Annotated in this window: 18 protein-coding genes; 12 read left to right on the forward strand and 6 right to left on the reverse strand. The window is 44.2% G+C overall.

Translation table 11 applies throughout. The annotated features are described in order from the left end of the window. Positions 1 to 206: 206 nt before the first annotated feature. From metF to L2729_RS05105, 6 genes are all read left to right on the forward strand, one after another. Positions 207 to 1,097: a methylenetetrahydrofolate reductase gene (metF, locus tag L2729_RS05080; RefSeq protein WP_248987278.1), complete on the forward strand. Its 891-nt coding sequence runs from the start codon at positions 207 to 209 to the stop codon at positions 1,095 to 1,097. A gap of 43 nt (positions 1,098 to 1,140) precedes the next feature. Next, on the forward strand, positions 1,141 to 1,254 hold the full coding sequence (locus tag L2729_RS05085; protein WP_374702359.1) for a methylenetetrahydrofolate reductase: 114 nt from the start codon (positions 1,141 to 1,143) through the stop codon (positions 1,252 to 1,254). Positions 1,255 to 1,606: 352 nt separating this feature from the next. Further along, positions 1,607 to 2,200, forward strand: coding sequence for a c-type cytochrome (locus tag L2729_RS05090; RefSeq protein ID WP_248987279.1), 594 nt, complete (start codon positions 1,607 to 1,609; stop codon positions 2,198 to 2,200). Between the two features lie 10 nt (positions 2,201 to 2,210). After that, a complete protein-coding gene (locus tag L2729_RS05095; RefSeq protein WP_248987280.1) occupies positions 2,211 to 3,269 on the forward strand; it encodes a c-type cytochrome in 1,059 nt (352 codons plus the stop codon). A gap of 119 nt (positions 3,270 to 3,388) precedes the next feature. Continuing rightward, positions 3,389 to 3,766 carry a GFA family protein gene (locus L2729_RS05100; RefSeq protein WP_248987281.1) on the forward strand — a complete coding sequence of 126 codons (378 nt, stop codon included), beginning with the start codon at positions 3,389 to 3,391 and terminating at the stop codon, positions 3,764 to 3,766. Between the two features lie 14 nt (positions 3,767 to 3,780). After that, positions 3,781 to 4,026: a cysteine-rich CWC family protein gene (locus tag L2729_RS05105; RefSeq protein ID WP_248987282.1), complete on the forward strand. Its 246-nt coding sequence runs from the start codon at positions 3,781 to 3,783 to the stop codon at positions 4,024 to 4,026. A 204-nt stretch (positions 4,027 to 4,230) separates the two neighbouring features. Here the strand turns inward: L2729_RS05105 and L2729_RS05110 are convergent, their stop codons facing one another. From L2729_RS05110 to uvrA, 4 genes are all read right to left on the reverse strand, one after another. After that, positions 4,231 to 6,105: a DEAD/DEAH box helicase gene (locus tag L2729_RS05110; protein WP_248987283.1), complete on the reverse strand. Its 1,875-nt coding sequence runs from the start codon at positions 6,103 to 6,105 to the stop codon at positions 4,231 to 4,233. Positions 6,106 to 6,333: 228 nt separating this feature from the next. Continuing rightward, positions 6,334 to 7,290: a M28 family peptidase gene (locus tag L2729_RS05115; RefSeq protein ID WP_248987284.1), complete on the reverse strand. Its 957-nt coding sequence runs from the start codon at positions 7,288 to 7,290 to the stop codon at positions 6,334 to 6,336. A 64-nt stretch (positions 7,291 to 7,354) separates the two neighbouring features. Continuing rightward, the gene (locus L2729_RS05120; RefSeq protein WP_248987285.1) at positions 7,355 to 7,672 is read right to left on the reverse strand and encodes a hypothetical protein; all 318 of its coding nucleotides are present in this window, start codon (positions 7,670 to 7,672) and stop codon (positions 7,355 to 7,357) included. Between the two features lie 18 nt (positions 7,673 to 7,690). Then, positions 7,691 to 10,531: an excinuclease ABC subunit UvrA gene (gene uvrA / locus L2729_RS05125; protein WP_248987286.1), complete on the reverse strand. Its 2,841-nt coding sequence runs from the start codon at positions 10,529 to 10,531 to the stop codon at positions 7,691 to 7,693. A gap of 265 nt (positions 10,532 to 10,796) precedes the next feature. On the opposite strand from uvrA, the gene L2729_RS05130 reads away from it, so the two are divergent. From L2729_RS05130 to L2729_RS05155, 6 genes are all read left to right on the forward strand, one after another. Further along, positions 10,797 to 12,164, forward strand: coding sequence for an MFS transporter (locus tag L2729_RS05130; RefSeq protein WP_248987287.1), 1,368 nt, complete (start codon positions 10,797 to 10,799; stop codon positions 12,162 to 12,164). A 31-nt stretch (positions 12,165 to 12,195) separates the two neighbouring features. Continuing rightward, positions 12,196 to 12,888: a single-stranded DNA-binding protein gene (gene ssb, locus L2729_RS05135; RefSeq protein WP_248987288.1), complete on the forward strand. Its 693-nt coding sequence runs from the start codon at positions 12,196 to 12,198 to the stop codon at positions 12,886 to 12,888. A gap of 351 nt (positions 12,889 to 13,239) precedes the next feature. Then, entirely contained in the window at positions 13,240 to 13,581 is a 342-nt protein-coding gene (locus L2729_RS05140) for a curli production assembly/transport protein CsgE (RefSeq protein WP_248987458.1), read from the forward strand. 10 nt (positions 13,582 to 13,591) lie between these two features. Further along, on the forward strand, positions 13,592 to 13,978 hold the full coding sequence (locus tag L2729_RS05145) for a curli assembly protein CsgF (RefSeq protein ID WP_248987289.1): 387 nt from the start codon (positions 13,592 to 13,594) through the stop codon (positions 13,976 to 13,978). 3 nt (positions 13,979 to 13,981) lie between these two features. Then, positions 13,982 to 14,779 carry a CsgG/HfaB family protein gene (locus L2729_RS05150; RefSeq protein WP_248987290.1) on the forward strand — a complete coding sequence of 266 codons (798 nt, stop codon included), beginning with the start codon at positions 13,982 to 13,984 and terminating at the stop codon, positions 14,777 to 14,779. Between the two features lie 295 nt (positions 14,780 to 15,074). Continuing rightward, positions 15,075 to 15,746, forward strand: a complete 672-nt coding sequence (locus L2729_RS05155; RefSeq protein ID WP_248987291.1) for a helix-turn-helix transcriptional regulator — start codon at positions 15,075 to 15,077, stop codon at positions 15,744 to 15,746. 54 nt (positions 15,747 to 15,800) lie between these two features. Here the strand turns inward: L2729_RS05155 and L2729_RS05160 are convergent, their stop codons facing one another. Both L2729_RS05160 and L2729_RS05165 read right to left on the reverse strand, forming a co-directional pair. Next, entirely contained in the window at positions 15,801 to 17,312 is a 1,512-nt protein-coding gene (locus L2729_RS05160) for a curlin (RefSeq protein WP_248987292.1), read from the reverse strand. A gap of 14 nt (positions 17,313 to 17,326) precedes the next feature. Then, positions 17,327 to 17,752: a curlin gene (locus tag L2729_RS05165; protein ID WP_101092442.1), complete on the reverse strand. Its 426-nt coding sequence runs from the start codon at positions 17,750 to 17,752 to the stop codon at positions 17,327 to 17,329. Between the last annotated feature and the right edge of the window lie 144 nt (positions 17,753 to 17,896).

The raw sequence follows: 17,896 nt of genomic DNA on the forward strand, positions 1-17,896 counted from the left end.
TGATTTTAAGACCGATGTACTCGATTTACATCGGTAGCTTTAGTAGCTGAATTTAAGGGGTATTTTATTATCCTAAGAAAAAAACTCACTTGCCTGCTTTTTACACTTGACTTCAATCTCAGTTTCTCTAGTATATGGACATATAGACGTCCAAACGTCTATATTGAAAATAGTTAGACTAACGAGTTGAAGTAGAGGAAATAGAAATGGGCTTTCATCATGCACAACATGCGACATCATTGAACCAGAGCTTATCTGAGCTAAAAGATGATATAAACGTTTCTTTTGAATTCTTCCCACCTTCAACTCCAGAGATGGAAAAGCTGTTATGGAACTCTATTCGTCGTCTTGAACCACTAAATCCTAAATTTGTGTCTGTTACTTACGGTGCAAACTCGGGAGTTCGAGATCGAACTCATGGCGTGATTGAGCGGATCCAAAAAGAGACTGATTTGGTCGCTGCGCCACACTTAACGCTGGTTGATGCCAGTGATGAAGAGCTAAAAGAGCTGGCTAAGCATTATTGGAACAGCGGCATTCGTGACATCGTGGCTTTACGTGGTGATTTGCCTGATGGCAGTCCAAAGCCAACGCGTTTTGCTAATGATCTGGTACGTCTGCTGCGTTCGGTGGCAGACTTTGATATTTCAGTGGCTGCTTATCCAGAAGTGCATCCTGATGCAAGCAACGCTCAAGCCGATCTTATCCACCTTAAGAAGAAGATCGACGCAGGTGCTAACCGTGCGATTACCCAGTTCTTCTTTGACGTTGAATCCTATTTACGTTTTCGTGACCGCTGTGCTGCAGCCGGTATTGATGCTGAAATTGTGCCAGGCATTTTACCGGTGACTAACTTCAACCAAACCAAGCGTTTCGCGGCAATGACTAACGTATCCATTCCAAGTTGGTTGCACCGTCAGTTTGAAGGACTTGAAGATGACGCGACTACGCGCCAGATGGTAGGGGCTAACGTTGCGATCGATATGGTGAAAGTGTTGTCTCGTGAAGGGGTTAAAGATTTCCATTTCTATACGTTAAATCGTGCTGAACTGACTTATGCGATATGCCACACTCTTGGTGTTCGCCCTGGTAAATAGCAAACCCGTTGTAGTTTAGGAGCCAACGTTTCTGATATTGGACATGGTTAAAGTCCTATCTCGAGAAGGGGTTAAAGATTTCCATTTCTATACGTTAAACCGTGCTGAACTGACCTATGCTATTTGCCACACTTTAGGTGTTCGTCCAGGTAAATAGCCAATCCTCTTTAGTCAGCGAGAAAAAACCAATAACTTACTTGTTAGGCTATTGGTTTTTTTGTTTTTAACGGCACTCGTTTGGAGATTAACCACTAGTCTAATTAATTTATGCTTTGTGGATATAGCTTGGTGAATACAGTCTTTCTAGATGACCTTCTGGCTGTATGTTGTAGCTCCTAAAAGGCTAAAAGTAAGTATTGCTGACTTCTTATTAAGGGGGTTATGAACAACATTAATTTCTCGTAACGTGACTTCATATTTTGGTTAGATCTGTTCGTTGTATTTGATAAATGAGCAATTACTTCTCAGAAGCGCTATTGTTAAAACCATCAACTGATGGAGATATAAAAATGAAACGTGGACTGATAGCGTGTGCTTTATTGGTGCTAAGTGCATCTTCTTATGCGGCGATGCCGCCTTCGGCTGCACTGTGTGGCAGTTGTCATGGCTCTCAAGGGCAAGGTGTAGACCCTCTTGGCCCAAGATTAGCGGGGCTGTCTTCTGATTATATCGCCAAGCAGATCAAACTATTTCAGACCGGTAAAAGACAGAATGCGACCATGCAGCCTATGTCAATGACCCTCCAGGGGGATGCTGTTTATGCTGTTGCTGACTACTTTTCATCATTCGACGTGCCTATCGTCACGCCTCATCTACGGGGTGAAAAAGCGGTATATGAGGATCCAACTGAGCAGCTAGTCTATCAAGGTGATTGGCAACGAGTGATCCCAGCTTGTGTTACCTGCCATGGACCTTCAGGGCTTGGTGTGGGTGAATTCCCTCGGCTTGCGGGTCAGCAAGCATCCTACATTAAGAACCAGTTGATGGCGTGGCAGAAAGATACCCGCAGTGGCGATCAAGATGGTGTGATGGGGGCTATTGCTGACAAACTTACAAGTGCCGAAATTGATGCATTATCGAAGTATTTCGCAGAATTAAAATAAGGGGTTAACCATGAAAGTATCTCATTTAAGTTGGCTCATTATTAGCCTTAGTCCTAGCTTACTCGTACAAGCGGAAGAACTGCCGGATAAACAGACTGAGCTTGTTGCTAAGGTCAAGCAAGTTGGCCAAGCCTATTTAGTCCCTAGAGATTTAAGCTCGATTCCCCAAGGTGAATTTGGCGATAAAGTTCGCTTAGGTTATCAGTTATTTGTTAATTCACAGCAGATGCGAGACAGCTATGTCGGTAATAATCTCAACTGTTCGAATTGCCATATGGATGCGGGGCGTCATGCCAATGCCGCTCCACTATGGGCTGCATACTTTGCCTATCCAGCCTATCGCAAGAAAAACGATAAAGTGAATAGCTATGAAGAGCGTCTTCAAGGGTGTTTCACTTACTCAATGAATGGCACACCGCCAGCGTCAGGCAGCAAAGAGCTGGTCGCGCTCTCGGCTTATTCTTACTGGCTCGGCATGAGTGGTTTAATGGATCAAGCTGGGATCACGACAGCAGTCGCTGAATTATCTGATAGTGACCTCATTAAAGGGGGTAAGCGCGAAGATATGCTACTACCTGAAGCCGTAAAAACTGCAATGACTCAGCCTGAGCGTGCTGCACTGCCAGGAAAGGGATTCCCTAAAATTGCTGCACCTAAGTTGGCGTACTCACCTAAGCGCGGCAGTGAGGTTTATCAGGCTCACTGTCAGTCTTGTCATGGCGCTGATGGTCAAGGTTATGAGAGTGCAGGGGTTTACTCATTACCACCACTTTGGGGGCCACAGAGCTTCAATTGGGGCGCGGGTATGCATAGGGTTAATACCGCGGCTTACTTTATTTATGAAAACATGCCATTTAGCAAAAGTGTTCAGTTGAGTAATCAACAAGCCTGGGACGTTGCGGCATATATTAATGCACAAGAGCGCCCACAAGACCCAAGGTTTACGGGTGATATAAAGCAACTGAAAGACAAGTATCATAAGCACCAGGGCTACTATGGCGTCAGTGTTGACGGTAAACCTGAACTTGGTAGCAAAGCTTATGGGAACAATCCTAAACGCAGTGATTAATGGCTATATTGGTGGTTAGATCTCTAAGCTTAAGTTGGGATTTATTTTGCTTAGAAATGGGGTTCGTTAACGCGAACCCTTTTTGTTACATTAACGGCCAGCAAAGATAAGGAACAACGATGAAACAGACACATACAGCCAGTTGTCATTGTGGTGCGGTTAAATTGGCGCTTAACCTGCCCGATGGCATTATTGATTTGCGGCGCTGTGACTGCTCTATGTGCAGGCGTCGTGGCACCATCGTCACTTCTGCTGAGCTTGATGGGATTATGGTCGTTGCGGGTAAGGATAAACTCGCGCTGTATCAATTCAATACAGGTACCGCTAAACACTATTTTTGTAGCGTTTGCGGAATATATACCCACCATCAACGGCGCTCAAATCCAAACCAGTTTGGTGTTAATGTGGGTTGTATTGAGGGCGTTAACCCCTACGAGTTAACGGGTGTGACTCTTTGTGACGGGGTAAATCATCCCTCAGATCGATTAGTCAAATAAGCGGACAATATATTATGACGACAGATCCTTCCATTTGCCCACTATGTCAGTCCCAAAATCGATGTTCAGTATTGCAGGGTAAGAGCATTGAACAATGTTGGTGTCGTTCGCAAGCATTTCCATCTAAGGTTGTCCTTGAGCTTGCGGTAAGTACAGAACGAGTTAATCCTCTATTAGAGTCTAAATCCTGCCTCTGCCAGGCATGTATAAAGGCATTGAAGCAGCAAGAAGATACTCAACAGTACAAAAGAATCGATTAAGAGGGCTTACAGGTATAACGCTCTATGCGTAGCCACGACGGTTAATTTACTGAGACTTGATAGTAATTTGAAAACAAAAAAGGAGCCATAGGCTCCTTTTTTATGTCAATTTTCCACGGATGGATAAAATTGATTTTATGTTTGCAACATCTAGGTCAGTTTCTAATAAGTAGAAACTGACATTATTCTGTTACCTTTGCGAAATTACTCGCCAGCTGGACCTTTACGGTGCGGCTTTTTGTCACCAGAAGGACGACGGTCGCCAGCGCCAGTACTTGCACCAGCACCTGCAGGTTTACGAGGACGACGTGCTGGACGGCTATCGCCACCACCTGCAGTGTTATCGAATGTTTCACCCGCAGCTTCGCGAATATTCAATGGACGGCCACATACACGTACTTTTCTAAGATGATCAAGTACGTCTTTTGGCATTCCGTCTGGAAGGTCTATCGCAGTGACATGATCAAACAATTGGATTTGACCAATGTAACGGCTGTCGATGTTTGCTTCGTTCGCAACAGCACCCACAATGTTACCAACGCCAACGCCATTCTCACGACCTACGTCAATGATATAGCGGCACATCTTAACATCTGGGTTGTCCTTCAATGAATCAGCTAGACCGATACTAGACGGTGTAGGGCGAGATTCACGACGTGGACGATCTGGACGGTCACTACGTTCACGAGGAGCGCGGTCACTACGATCATTGCGGTCACGAGTGTTACGCTCATCACGGCTATCACGCTGACGTTCGTTAATTGATGGCAATTGTAGAGGACGATCTTTCTGAACTTGCTGTAGCAATGCTGCTGCAAGTAAATCAGTATCAACTTCTAGCTCTTGACATAATTTAGCGACTGCACCTTTCATGAAGTCTAAAGAGTCTTTAGCGATCAGTTCAGAAATTTGCTCACCTAAGCGAGAAAGACGACGCTCGGTCACTGTCTCAGGGCTAGGTACGTCCATTGGTGAGATGCGGCTATTAGTTGCACGTTCGATAGTGCGCAACATACGCATTTCTCTGTGTGTAACGAAAAGAATCGCCATACCTGTACGACCAGCACGACCAGTACGGCCGATACGGTGAACGTAAGCTTCAGTATCATATGGGATATCGTAGTTTACTACGTGTCCAATACGCTCAACGTCAAGACCACGAGCTGCAACATCGGTTGCAATAATAATGTCTAGCTTGCCACGTTTAAGCTGATCAACTGCACGTTCACGTGCTTGTTGATTCATATCACCATGTAGTGGCGATGAAGCATAACCGCGGGCTTCTAACTTTTCAGCTAGTTCAACACAACTGTTACGAGTACGAACGAAGATGATAATACCTTCAGTCTTCTCAACTTCTAGAACACGTACTAACGCTTCTAGTTTGTTGTGTTGTGATACTTGTACAAAACGCTGTTCAATTGTTTCAACAGTAGTTGTTGTTGTCGCAATCTTAACGTGTACAGGTTCAGTTAAATATTTGCCCGCAACACGCTTAATTTGCTCAGGCATAGTGGCTGAGAATAATGCGAGTTGACGTTGCTTAGGTGTGTGCTCAAGGATCCATTCGATATCATCGATGAAGCCCATTTTTAGCATTTCATCGGCTTCATCAAGCACCATCGCTTTAAGCGAGTCTAGCTTAAGAGTACCACGACGCATGTGGTCCATAACGCGACCTGGAGTACCCACAATAATTTGTGGTCCACGACGTAATGCCGTTAATTGCTGTTGCATGCTTTGTCCGCCGTAAATAGGCAGAACGTGCAAACCTTGGATAAATTTTGCATAACTTGCAAAAGCTTCAGCAACTTGCACTGCAAGTTCACGTGTTGGTGCAAGTACCAAAATTTGTGGAGAATTAGTCTTTGGGTCAATGCGGTTCAGTAGAGGTAGTGCAAATGCACCTGTTTTACCTGTACCTGTTTGTGCTTGACCTAAAATATCTTTTCCGGCCATGAGAGGATCGATACTCGCGGCTTGGATTGGCGTTGGTTTTTCATAACCGAGCTCGTCAAGAGCACGCAACAAAGGCTCGGAAAGACCGAGTTCGCGGAAAGTTTTTTCATTGGATGACATGGGTTGTAGCCTTGTGGAATAGCGAGCGCAATATTTACGCCTGGGTTTTTATAGACAGAAAATCAACCCCGTGTCGACTTCCCGCACCGAAACATTTATCAGTAAGCCGATTATTATAGCAGGGTGCAATTGGTATTACCATTTTATGCTGCTATTTTTATTGATTACTAAGCAATTTGTAGGCCAATTAGTGGTTTAACTAGGCATGAAAATCAATAATCATCGTTTCTAAGGGCTATTTTGGAGAAGTAAACTGTCAATAATCAGTAGTTGGTAAGCAGATTCAGCTACAGCAGCAACAAAACTAATATCTATTTTATCCGCTGTATCACTCGGTTGATGGTAATCCTTATGCGTGGGTACCCCAAAGTAAAGCCAAGGGATGTTTGCTTTATGCAAAGGGTAATGATCAGATGCCCTTAAAAAATCAACACTGATAACACTGCCATCAAATGATCTCGGATGTCTGGTTTTAACGCAAAGTTGGTTTGACTGCGTTATAGATTGTTGCATGAGTTCAAATGAATCAAAGCGCCTTGCCCCTTCAATATAGATAGCATAACGTCTATCGGGGCGTCCTATCATGTCTAAATTAATGGCAAGTTCTATTTGGGATATTTGGGGTTGGGTATTAACTTCTGCAAACTTATCAACTAGCGCGTAGGCGCCGTATAAGCCTGGCTCTTCTGCATCCGTGGCGACGAAGAGTAGATTGATATCACTTGCTTGAGTGACCGCGTGCTGAGCTAATTGCAGTAAACCTGATACTCCGGAGGCGTTATCATCGGCACCGTGATAAATTCGCGATCCTTTGCTGCCCAGGTGGTCGTAATGCGCCAACACAATTCGCCATTGGTTTGTTGGTGTTTGCGCTAATACTACTCCAGCAATATTAATCCCAATTTTGTCAGAAAAAGAGGCTGAGTAACTAAAGGGATGCTGGTAGTCGCCTTGCCATGGTGTAAGGCCAATCTGTTGAAAGCGATCAATGAGATAGCGCCTTGTTAAGGCTGCACCCTCTGACCCCGTATCTCGTCCTGCAAAATCATTTGAGGCCAGTTGTGTTATATCGGCGCTGATTTGAGTATGGTCAGCCCAACGAGATTGTGGATGCTTATTGCAGTGAGGGACACTGGTGCAAGCAATAAGAGTCGAGCAAACAATCGCCGCTAATAAACACCGCATGCAATTTCCCTATGCCAGTCAATATAAACATTACCTTGCCGTTTACCCTACATATATCGCTTTGCTATAGCGACTTTTTTTTATCGCTAGCTTGCTCATTGAGTAACAACGGAGGGGTGGAGGTTAACTTGTATTCGCTAGTACCTGAGAATAGGCGCTGTTTTACCCCAACCTGTACATGCGATTCTTCCTCTAAGTTACCTACTGGTACACGTGCGACTGAACCATTAGGCAGTGCGATAGTACTGGTTTGATGATTACTGTTAATCACTCGTGCTTTGATAGATTTACATTGACCAAACAATGGGTCAACCACAGCCAAAATGAGCAGGCCTAGTGTGAACACTAGGCCTGTGGCTAATAAAATATTACTACTTGGCATTAAGCTAATGAGTCTCTTTTACTTTGCTAAAAGCGGCTTTAAAAAGCGGGCAGTATGGGATTCGGTATTTTCAGCGACCTGTTCAGGTGTACCTGCGACCAAAATCGTACCACCACCAGAACCTCCTTCAGGACCGAGATCGATAATCCAATCTGCGGTCTTGATAACATCCAAGTTGTGTTCAATCACCACAATGGTATTGCCATGCGATTTAAGGCGGTGCAATACATCAAGCAATAATTGGATGTCAGCAAAGTGCAATCCAGTGGTGGGTTCGTCCAATATGTACAGCGTTTTACCGGTGTCACGTTTAGAGAGCTCTTTTGCCAATTTTACGCGTTGAGCTTCGCCGCCTGAGAGCGTAGTGGCACTTTGTCCTAAACGAATATATGACAAACCAACATCCATGAGAGTTTGTAGCTTACGCGCCACGGCAGGAATGGCATCGAAGAAAGGTCTTGCTTCTTCTACCGTCATTTGTAGCACTTCGTGAATGTTTTTACCTTTAAAGCGTACGTCTAAGGTTTCACGGTTATAGCGTTGAGCTTTACAGTCATCACACGGCACATAGACGTCGGGTAGAAAGTGCATCTCTACCTTAATCAGTCCATCACCTTGGCAAGCCTCACAACGACCGCCTTTAACATTAAATGAGAAGCGTCCTGGTAGGTAACCTCGAGTACGTGACTCTTGTGTCGCCGCAAATAGCTCACGAATTGGGGTGAAAATACCGGTATAGGTTGCGGGGTTAGAACGCGGTGTGCGGCCAATGGGGCTTTGATCAATATCAACCACTTTATCGCAATGATCCATACCGACAATACTCTTGTACGGTGCGGGTTCATCAACGGTAGCGCCGTTTAACTCTATATGGGCAATTTTATAAAAAGTGTCGTTGATTAAAGTCGATTTACCTGAGCCGGAAACCCCGGTAATACACGTGAATAGTCCGACAGGGATCTGTAAATCAACATCTTGCAAGTTATTACCTGAGGCACCAAATAGCTCGATGATTTGCTCAGGATCGAATTCGGTTCGCTCAGTTGAAATGTGGATCTGTTTTTCACCCGATAGGTATTGGCCAGTAATAGACTCTTTACACTCCAGCAGATCTTGCAGCGTGCCTTCGCCAATAACTTGTCCACCATGTACGCCTGCACCAGGACCGATATCAATCACATGATCGGCCATGCGAATGGCATCTTCGTCATGCTCAACCACAATAACCGTATTACCGAGATCTCGCAGATGAATTAGCGTTTGCAACAAACGTTCATTATCACGTTGATGTAAGCCAATAGAGGGTTCATCTAATACATACATAACGCCCACGAGTCCGGCGCCAATTTGACTTGCAAGACGAATTCGCTGAGCTTCTCCGCCTGACAGCGTATCGGCAGAGCGCGATAAACTAAGGTAGTTAAGGCCTACGTTGACTAAGAAGCCTAAACGTTCACGCACCTCTTTTAAGATCTTGTCGGCGATCTGAGCGCGCTGACCTGTTAACTCAAGATTGTCAAAATAGTTCATGGCTTCGCCAATAGACCAATGTGTTAACACCGGCAGATTGAGCTCATTAATGAAAACGTTACGCGCTTCTTCACGCAGACGTGATCCACCACAGCTTTGGCAAGACTGAGTATTAACAAACTTGGTGAGTTCGTCGCGTACCGCATTGGATTCTGTTTCGCGGTAACGCCTATCCATGTTATTTAAAATCCCCTCGAAAGGGTGATTCCTGACTACGACATCGCCGCGGTCATTGATATATTTGAACGCGATGCTTTGTGTTCCAGAGCCATACAGCACAATATTTCTGACATCATCCGTGAGTTGCTCGAAGGGCTTCTCAATATCAAATTTGTAGTGATCGGCTAATGAGGTGAGCATTTGGAAGTAATAGAAGTTACGTCGATCCCAACCTCGAATGGCACCGCCCGCAAGTGACAGTTCAGTATTAGTTATCACTCTTTCGGGATCAAAATACTGCTGAACGCCAAGACCATCACAGGTTTGGCAAGCTCCTGCCGGGTTGTTAAACGAGAATATACGCGGTTCAAGTTCAGCCATGGAATAGCCACACACAGGGCAGGCAAAATTAGCCGAAAAGACATGCTCTTCTGCTTTAGCTTTACCTTCTACAGGGTCCATACTGGTCACTTTGGCAATACCACCAGAGAGTTCCAGTGCCGTTTCGAATGACTCAGCTAAGCGTTGTTTAATATCATCACGGACCTTAAAGCGATCCACGACCACTTCGATAGTGTGCTTTACATGTAGGTCGAGCTCTGGTGGATCGGTCAAATCCCACACTTCACCATCAATTCGAGCACGAATATAACCTTGTGCCGATAAGCCTTCGAGTAGCTTTACGTGTTCACCTTTACGGGCGTTAACCACTGGGGCAAGTAACATGAGGCGACTGCCTTCTGGCATCTCAAGTACTTTGTCGACCATTTGGCTGACAGTTTGCGCCGCCAATGGTTCGCCATGAGTTGGACAACGCGGTTCACCGATCCGGGCAAATAACAGTCTTAAGTAATCATAAATTTCGGTAATCGTACCCACGGTCGAGCGTGGGTTATGAGAAGTTGATTTTTGCTCGATAGAAATAGCGGGACTTAAACCTTCGATGTGATCAACATCGGGCTTTTCCATTAAACTTAAAAACTGACGAGCGTAGGCGGATAATGACTCTACATAGCGTCGTTGCCCCTCAGCATACAAGGTATCGAATGCCAATGAGGATTTGCCTGAACCTGATAGCCCGGTGATAACAATTAATTTGTTGCGGGGTATGGTTAGGTTGATGTTTTTAAGATTGTGGGTTCGAGCGCCACGTACTTCAATATATTCCATCTAGCGTTCAGATCTCAAAGCCGAAAAAAGTGGTTAAGTATCTCACAAATCCGAGCGAGGCAATAGACAAAGTGAGTTATCAATTGTAGGAGACATATATCGATTTTGCAGGAAAAACAAAGGAAACCAAGAGAGCATGCGGCTTTGCTGTTAATGCTCAAAAGGTGACTTGACTATACATCTTTTACTTTTCCTTTTGGGTTAATGAAAAACTTCGTGGTAAACTGCGCGACTTAATTAGAGTTCACTGATCAGGGCGGGGGCAATGGCCAATAACGGACTTTCCAAGACTGAGAAAAAAGTCGCGTTTTCTTTAGCGAGTGTATTTGGATTACGCATGATGGGTCTATTTATGATCATGCCTGTCTTCGCACTTTATGGACAGCATCTAGAAGGCTTCTCACCATTATGGGTGGGTATTGCTATTGGTGCCTATGGCTTAACGCAAGCAATTCTTCAAATCCCTATGGGGATCTTATCTGATAAATTCGGCCGTAAACCCATTATCTTAATCGGGTTGCTGGTCTTCGCTCTAGGTAGTCTGGTTGCTGCTAATGCAGACACTATTTATGGCGTTGTTGCGGGGCGAGCCTTGCAAGGTATGGGCGCTATTGCCGCCGCGGTGCTGGCGTTAGCCGCCGATTTAACCCGCGATGAACAACGTACTAAAGTGATGGCCATTATCGGCATGTGTATTGGATTCTCCTTTGCATTATCACTCTTAGTCGGCCCCATCGTTGCGCAGCATTTAGGCTTGTCAGGCTTATTCTTTATGACCGCAGGCTTAGCTGTTCTAGGCATGTTGATCGTACAGCTATTAGTGCCAGACCCTATTTCACAAGCCCCTAAAGGCGACACCGTCGCAGCACCTGAAAAGCTGCGTCGTATGCTGGTCGACCCGCAGTTATTTAGACTTGATGCTGGCATCTTTATTTTGCACCTGGTGTTAACCGCGGTGTTTGTTGCACTCCCTTTGGATTTAGTCGATGCCGGGCTTGCCAAAGAGGAACATTGGATGCTGTATTTCCCTGCATTCATGGGCGCATTTTTCTTAATGGTGCCGCTGATTATTATTGGTGTTAAGCGTAATAATACTAAAGCAACGTTTCAAATTGCACTGCTGATCATGATGGTCGCATTGGGTTCGATGGCACTATTTGCCGACAATCTGCTGGTCTTGAGTATTGCAGTGGTCCTGTTCTTTACAGGTTTTAATTACCTTGAAGCCTCTTTGCCAAGTCTGATTGCTAAGTTTTGTCCTGCTGGCGACAAAGGTTCAGCCATGGGCGTATATTCTACTAGCCAATTTTTAGGCGCATTTTGCGGTGGTTTATTGGGTGGTGGTGCCTATCAGCTTGTGGGCGCAGAAGGGGTCTTTGCGGTTGCATTAGGCTTAATGTGCGTTTGGTTTGTCCTGACTTTTGGTATGAAAAATCCAGTGTTGCTGAAGAGTTACACCCTAGAGGCAGAGGTCAGTGACAGATCTGGTGCAAAAGCAATGGCAACAGAATTGTCAGCGTTAACCGGCGTTGTTGAGGCCATAGTCGTACTTGAAGAGAAAGTGGCTTATTTAAGAGTAGATGACCATTTCGATTTGAGAGAAGCCAGAGCTGTGTTACGCTCTGTCGATTAGTAAAAATTTATAAATTTAGCAGGAGATTTCAATGGCCAGTCGTGGTGTCAATAAAGTAATTTTGGTAGGTAATTTAGGGCAAGATCCTGAAGTTCGTTACATGCCGAACGGCAATGCCGTAGCCAACATTACCGTGGCGACAAGCGAATCTTGGAAAGACCCACAAGGTCAAAAACAAGAACGCACAGAATGGCACCGCGTAGTGATGTTTGGCAAGCTAGCCGAAATCACGGGTGAATACTTGCGTAAAGGCTCTCAAGTTTACCTTGAAGGTAAGCTACAGACGCGTAAGTGGAAAGACCAAAGTGGTCAAGATCGCTACAGCACTGAAGTTGTTGTTGATCAAGGCGGTCAAATGCAAATGTTAGGTGGTCGTGGTCAAGGTCAAGCTCCTGGTGCACCAGCACAAGGCGGATACCAGCAACCTCAACAAGCACCTCAGCAGGGGGGTTATGCACCTAAGCCACAGCAAGCGGCTCCTCAGCAAGGTGGTTATGCACCTAAGCCTCAGGAAGCTCCTGCACAAGGCGGTTACCAGCAACCACAACCACAACAACAGCAGCAAGCACCTGCGCAAGGCGGCTACCAAGCGCCACAACAAGGTGGTTATGCGCCTAAGCCTCAGGCAGCCCCTGCGGCACCTCAGCAGCGTCCTGCTCCACAGCCACAGCAAAACGTGACTCCAGATTTGGATGATGGTTGGGATGACGATATCCCATTTTAGATCCCTGTAATTACAGTAATGTAAGAATAAGCATCTAAATCATAACTAACCCAGCATTTTTGCTGGGTTTTTTAATGCTTAAATTTCCCTTATTCCACTATCAACACCCTACCTAAAAGTACTACTCCTTTGTGTTAGTTCTTCGTTTTGACTGGCAATTCGTTCTGTTTGAGACATCAACTATCACCAATTGCTGGTAGGGTAGAAAAATGACACAGAGCTGCCAGTTCTCAAACACGAATCAAGTCAAATTAACGGTGATCGACTGCAGATTATTCAACAAGGATTGTGCTGAATATGCGAGGAATATTACTGGTATTGCTATTGACTATTAGTAGCGCGATACCATCGATGGCGGAAGATAGTGACATTGAAATCAGTGGTCTAATGATTGACCGTACATTAACTCGCTTCGGTAAAGATTTTGGCTTTTACTACGCAAGTTATTGGCGTGATCTGCCGTTTACCCAAGGTTTTAATGTCACACTTTACGAAACTGTTTTCCCTCAGGCCGGTACGTTACTTCGCTTAGAAGTAAATGGGGTAACAATTTATAGGACTCACTTTGGACGCCGAGCTAGCCCGATAAAGGAACGAGCAGAACAAGCCATTTTGCTGACAATTGATTATTTAGCTCAGGTAAGAGCAAATGCAATTACAGCTGAGTTTGCTGATAATGCTGACGGATATTAGGATAATAACAATGAATAACAGGATGTTAATTCTCGCTACTTTATTAGTAGCGAGCCCTCTTCAAGCCACTGAATTAGTTTATACCCCGATTAACCCTAGTTTTGGCGGTTCAGCATTAAATGGCTCCTACCTGCTGAATAAAGCCAATGCACAGAACGACCATACTGCAGAAAATGCTGAAAAAGATTTTGTCACTCGCTTTAAAGAATCATTAGAGCGAAACATCATGAATACCATTACTCGTGGGGTTGCCAGTGGAGAAATTACCGATGGTACTTACGATACTGGAGACTTTAGGATTGAAGTTGCCTCAATAGGCGGTGGTGTGATGTTAACGATTACCAATCTACTGACAGGTGAGGTCACCGTGATTGAAATGCCTTCCTACGGAGGATAACGGATGAAATTATTAATTAGCCTATTGTTACTCACCAGCTTATCTGCTTGTAGTCTTATTCCCAAACCAGAGTTAAATATCAGTGAAGCGCAGTTAAATCCAACCAGTGAAACGATGCGAAAATTAGTGGCAAAACCAGGCCCAAAGTACCCTATTCCTGTAGCGGTATATTCATTTAGAGATCAAACCGGGCAATATAAACCACAGCAAAACGTGAGCTCCTTCTCTACTGCGGTAACTCAGGGAGCGACATCAATGTTGGTGCAAACATTATTGGACTCTAAGTGGTTTACCCCAGTGGAACGAGAAGGGTTACAAAACCTGTTAACTGAACGGAAAATCACCAAGAAACAACCCAAAAAACCTAAAAAAGAGGATGTGCCACAACTGACTAATGCGAGGTTGTTGTTAGAGGGTGGCATTATCAGCTACGAAACGAATATCAGTACCGGTGGGTCGGGAGTTGAATATTATGGTATCGGTGCATCTGAGATGTATAGAGAAGACCAAGTGACGATCTATCTCCGTGCTGTCGATGTTCATACAGGTAAGGTTATGATGTCGGTCTCGACCACTAAGCGAGTATTTTCTCAGGAAATGCGTGCCGGACTGATTCGATTTACGAGCCTAAATCGACTAGCTGAAGCAGAAATTGGCTTTACAACCAATGAGCCGGTGCAGTTTTGTGTCTTGCAAGCTATTGAGTTAGCTGTATTTGAACTGGTGGAAAAAGGGCTTGAAATGGGCTATTGGAATTCGGCTGAATTGATCGCAAAAGAGCTTACTCCAGTCAATTCATAAAGAGTCTTATTATTGGTTTTTATGAGTAGCGGTAAAATTTATTTTGCCGCTAACTTTTGCGTTTTATGCGATTAAGTTGTTGATATAAAATGATTTGGTTGTAAGTGTGGTGTAGTTGCATTTGTATGGTGTTTTCGGTTGCAGGGGGCTTTTTATATAGCTATTAGTACTGATTTGTTGTATTAATGTTAAATCCTCTTGGGTGACCTAGAGTATAAAGAGCATTCATTCATAAGGACGAGTATGGGTGGTTCATCTATAGCGTTAGATGATTTCATTTCAGGGAGAGAACTCAATGAGTAAAATAGATGAACTAGTCTTCATCCACCAAGTTGCAGCGCCTTGCCACTTGGCCATATTAGCGGATTCTATTGGTATTAAAACCAGAGTAATCAAAAAGCCTTCTGACCTGGTTGTTGCAAAAGACTGCAATCGCTTTTATATGGTAGCCCAAAAAGGCACGGCGTTAGATAGCAAAGGCATTCCGATCGTTGCTGCTCGATTAGTGTCGCAGTTCCCAATCGCATTATATCAGGTAGAACGAGATTCTTTAGATCCTAAAGCAGCACTACTGCTAGGAATAAAAGGCCTTTTATATGCCGATCAAGGCATGGACCTGTTATTGACAGGACTTAAAAAAATGGTCGCGAATGAGCTTTGGTATGAACGGGCTTTACTGAGTGAAATGTTTAGTCATTTGGTGAAACGTTTAGATAGCAGTAACGAAGTGGTTCAAGATCAAGATACGATTGCTATGCTACAAATGCTGACCAACCGAGAAAGAACCGTCATTCAGTTAGTGTCCAGTGGTGCACGAAACAAAGAAATTGCACATCAACTATGTATAAGTGAACACACAGTCAAAGCACATATATCTTCAATATTTAGAAAGACCCAGTCGCGTAATCGAGTTGAGTTATTGCGCTGGGCGCAAACCTATCAAAGCCAATTTGAGTTATGTTCTTAATATAACAAGTACAAAAAAAGGGAGCCTAAGCTCCCTTTTTAATGGATGAATAATTTAGTTTTGCATTACTGTCGCACTGTTAAAGTCACCAGTTTGGCTGACTGAAATTGCATTATTGGCACCGGTTTGAGAACCACTTACGAAGTTATCATTACCTGCTTGTGCAATCGTTAGGCTATTGTTTACGCCATCAACTAGGAACGCTTCTTCAGATTCGCCACCGACCCAGTTGCTGTCGCCATTTTGAGTGATCAATGCGCTATTTTCATCGCCAACAATAATCAAATCAATCAAGTTAAGGTCACCATCTTGAGTCATCTCAACATCAGTATTGTCAAAACCTACCACAGTTACTAAGGCTTCGTTTTCGTTGCCATCTTGTTCGATATCGACTTCGTTATCAAAGCCTGTCACGTCAGCATAGCTGTAGTTGTCATCACCTTCTTGTGAGATCTCAATTTGGTTGTCATTCAGAGTTGTAAAGGCAACAGCGGTGTTATTGTCACCATCAGAGATGATGCTGATGTCGTTATCATCGCCATAAGCGGCGAATGTAGCAAAGTTAGTTTCGCCTTCTTGATCTAAAGAGATGTTATTTTCATCTCCTAGGATTTGAAATTCAGCACCATTATTATTACCATCTTGGTCTACACGTAAGACATTATCACTACCTTGAATTTCAGCAGTTAAGGAATCACCAATAGTGTTAGTGTTACCGTCTTGATTCACTTCAATGTCATTGTCATCACCAGCGGTAAAGGCAAAGTATGCCGTATTGCTATTACCAACTTGGTCAATCTCAATCTCATTTTCTGAACCCACCAGCGAATATACAAAACCTGTGTTGTTATCACCTTCTTGAGAGACTACAAAATTGTTGCCGTCACCGGCCACACCTTTCACAGCCCCTAAGTTACCATTACCCTCTTGGAAGACTTCAACATCATTGTTATAACCCACGTTTGGCGTAATGTTTAACGACACTAAACCGGCAACGTTGTTATCGCCCATTTGAGTGATGTCACCATCGTTACCATTGCCTTCAACTCTAAAAACACCAAAGTTACTGCTACCCTCTTGGTTCACAATACTCGTGTTTTCATCTCCTAAGAGCTCAACAACCGCTTCATTTTGAGCACCGTCTTGCATCACGTGGCTCGTGTTGCCATTGCCAGTGATATCAGTGGTGCTTTCGTTAAAGAAGTCGAGCTGCATGACAGTTGCCTTGTTGTCATTGCCATCAATATTAGTGGTACTTATATGCCAATCATCAGCTTGTTCAACGTCAACAGTGTTGCCATTACCCTTAGAGTCAACATAAGCTTCTATCCAAACTCCATTCTGGATCACGATTGCAGATTGATCGTCACCTTGTTGGTTGACGTCTGCGGTATGTAAGTCACCTGTTTGGATCACAGTGGCGTCTTGACCCACGACATTGCCAGCGGTAACAGTAGTTTGTGTAATTGTGGCTGTGTTTGATGTGTCGGCAAATGCATTACTGCTAAGGCTAAAACTTGCAGTAATAGCTAGTGCAATCATGGTTTTTTTTGTTTGCGATCTCATTAGATGCTCCCTGTTTAGTATTGAGTAATTGTGATTGCTGCGCCGTCTGCAATCTGTTCAATCGAAAAGCTGGCACTTCCTAACTGATTAATCTGCACTAAATTATCATTACCAATTTGGGTGATGTTAGCTCGGTTATCAGCTCCAGCTTGTAAAAGTTCAACTTCATTATCTTGACCATACTGGATAATGTCAGCGTGGTTGTTGCTACCCATTTGGATTAAGTTTGCTCCATTACCAGCGCCTGATTGACTCAGATTTGCATGGTTTAGAACACCTAATTGAACGAGGTTAATAACATTTTCTCGGCCAGTACTTTCAAGCAGTGTTTGTAGTGTTATTGGTAGCTCGGTGCTCTGATTGTTGAGTTCAGTAGCGCTGGTAGGCACTGAGTGCAGCAATAGCGCAATGGTGAGTCCAATCGTTTTAAAAACTGACACTTAACGCCCCTTCGGTATTGGTGTAAATAGGGATGAGTAACTTAATGTTTAAGTTACTCATCCTGCTTTACGGCTTGCTGGTAAGGGACTGTATATGACAGCTCTCGCCAGATAAGTGACTCAAGCTACAGTGCTGATTTTTTG

This window comes from Shewanella gelidimarina, from assembly GCF_023283945.1.
GTDB lineage: Bacteria > Pseudomonadota > Gammaproteobacteria > Enterobacterales > Shewanellaceae > Shewanella > Shewanella gelidimarina.

What these genes read in the sequence shown, in the direction of transcription:
- metF (WP_248987278.1), top strand. Translation starts at nt 207, where the DNA reads ATGGGCTTTCATCATGCACAACATGCGACATCATTGAACCAGAGCTTA.
- L2729_RS05085 (WP_374702359.1), top strand. Translation starts at nt 1,141, where the DNA reads ATGGTTAAAGTCCTATCTCGAGAAGGGGTTAAAGATTTCCATTTCTAT.
- L2729_RS05090 (WP_248987279.1), top strand. Translation starts at nt 1,607, where the DNA reads ATGAAACGTGGACTGATAGCGTGTGCTTTATTGGTGCTAAGTGCATCT.
- L2729_RS05095 (WP_248987280.1), top strand. Translation starts at nt 2,211, where the DNA reads ATGAAAGTATCTCATTTAAGTTGGCTCATTATTAGCCTTAGTCCTAGC.
- L2729_RS05100 (WP_248987281.1), top strand. Translation starts at nt 3,389, where the DNA reads ATGAAACAGACACATACAGCCAGTTGTCATTGTGGTGCGGTTAAATTG.
- L2729_RS05105 (WP_248987282.1), top strand. Translation starts at nt 3,781, where the DNA reads ATGACGACAGATCCTTCCATTTGCCCACTATGTCAGTCCCAAAATCGA.
- L2729_RS05110 (WP_248987283.1), bottom strand. Translation starts at nt 6,105, where the DNA reads ATGTCATCCAATGAAAAAACTTTCCGCGAACTCGGTCTTTCCGAGCCT.
- L2729_RS05115 (WP_248987284.1), bottom strand. Translation starts at nt 7,290, where the DNA reads ATGCGGTGTTTATTAGCGGCGATTGTTTGCTCGACTCTTATTGCTTGC.
- L2729_RS05120 (WP_248987285.1), bottom strand. Translation starts at nt 7,672, where the DNA reads ATGCCAAGTAGTAATATTTTATTAGCCACAGGCCTAGTGTTCACACTA.
- uvrA (WP_248987286.1), bottom strand. Translation starts at nt 10,531, where the DNA reads ATGGAATATATTGAAGTACGTGGCGCTCGAACCCACAATCTTAAAAAC.
- L2729_RS05130 (WP_248987287.1), top strand. Translation starts at nt 10,797, where the DNA reads ATGGCCAATAACGGACTTTCCAAGACTGAGAAAAAAGTCGCGTTTTCT.
- ssb (WP_248987288.1), top strand. Translation starts at nt 12,196, where the DNA reads ATGGCCAGTCGTGGTGTCAATAAAGTAATTTTGGTAGGTAATTTAGGG.
- L2729_RS05140 (WP_248987458.1), top strand. Translation starts at nt 13,240, where the DNA reads ATGGCGGAAGATAGTGACATTGAAATCAGTGGTCTAATGATTGACCGT.
- L2729_RS05145 (WP_248987289.1), top strand. Translation starts at nt 13,592, where the DNA reads ATGAATAACAGGATGTTAATTCTCGCTACTTTATTAGTAGCGAGCCCT.
- L2729_RS05150 (WP_248987290.1), top strand. Translation starts at nt 13,982, where the DNA reads ATGAAATTATTAATTAGCCTATTGTTACTCACCAGCTTATCTGCTTGT.
- L2729_RS05155 (WP_248987291.1), top strand. Translation starts at nt 15,075, where the DNA reads ATGAGTAAAATAGATGAACTAGTCTTCATCCACCAAGTTGCAGCGCCT.
- L2729_RS05160 (WP_248987292.1), bottom strand. Translation starts at nt 17,312, where the DNA reads ATGAGATCGCAAACAAAAAAAACCATGATTGCACTAGCTATTACTGCA.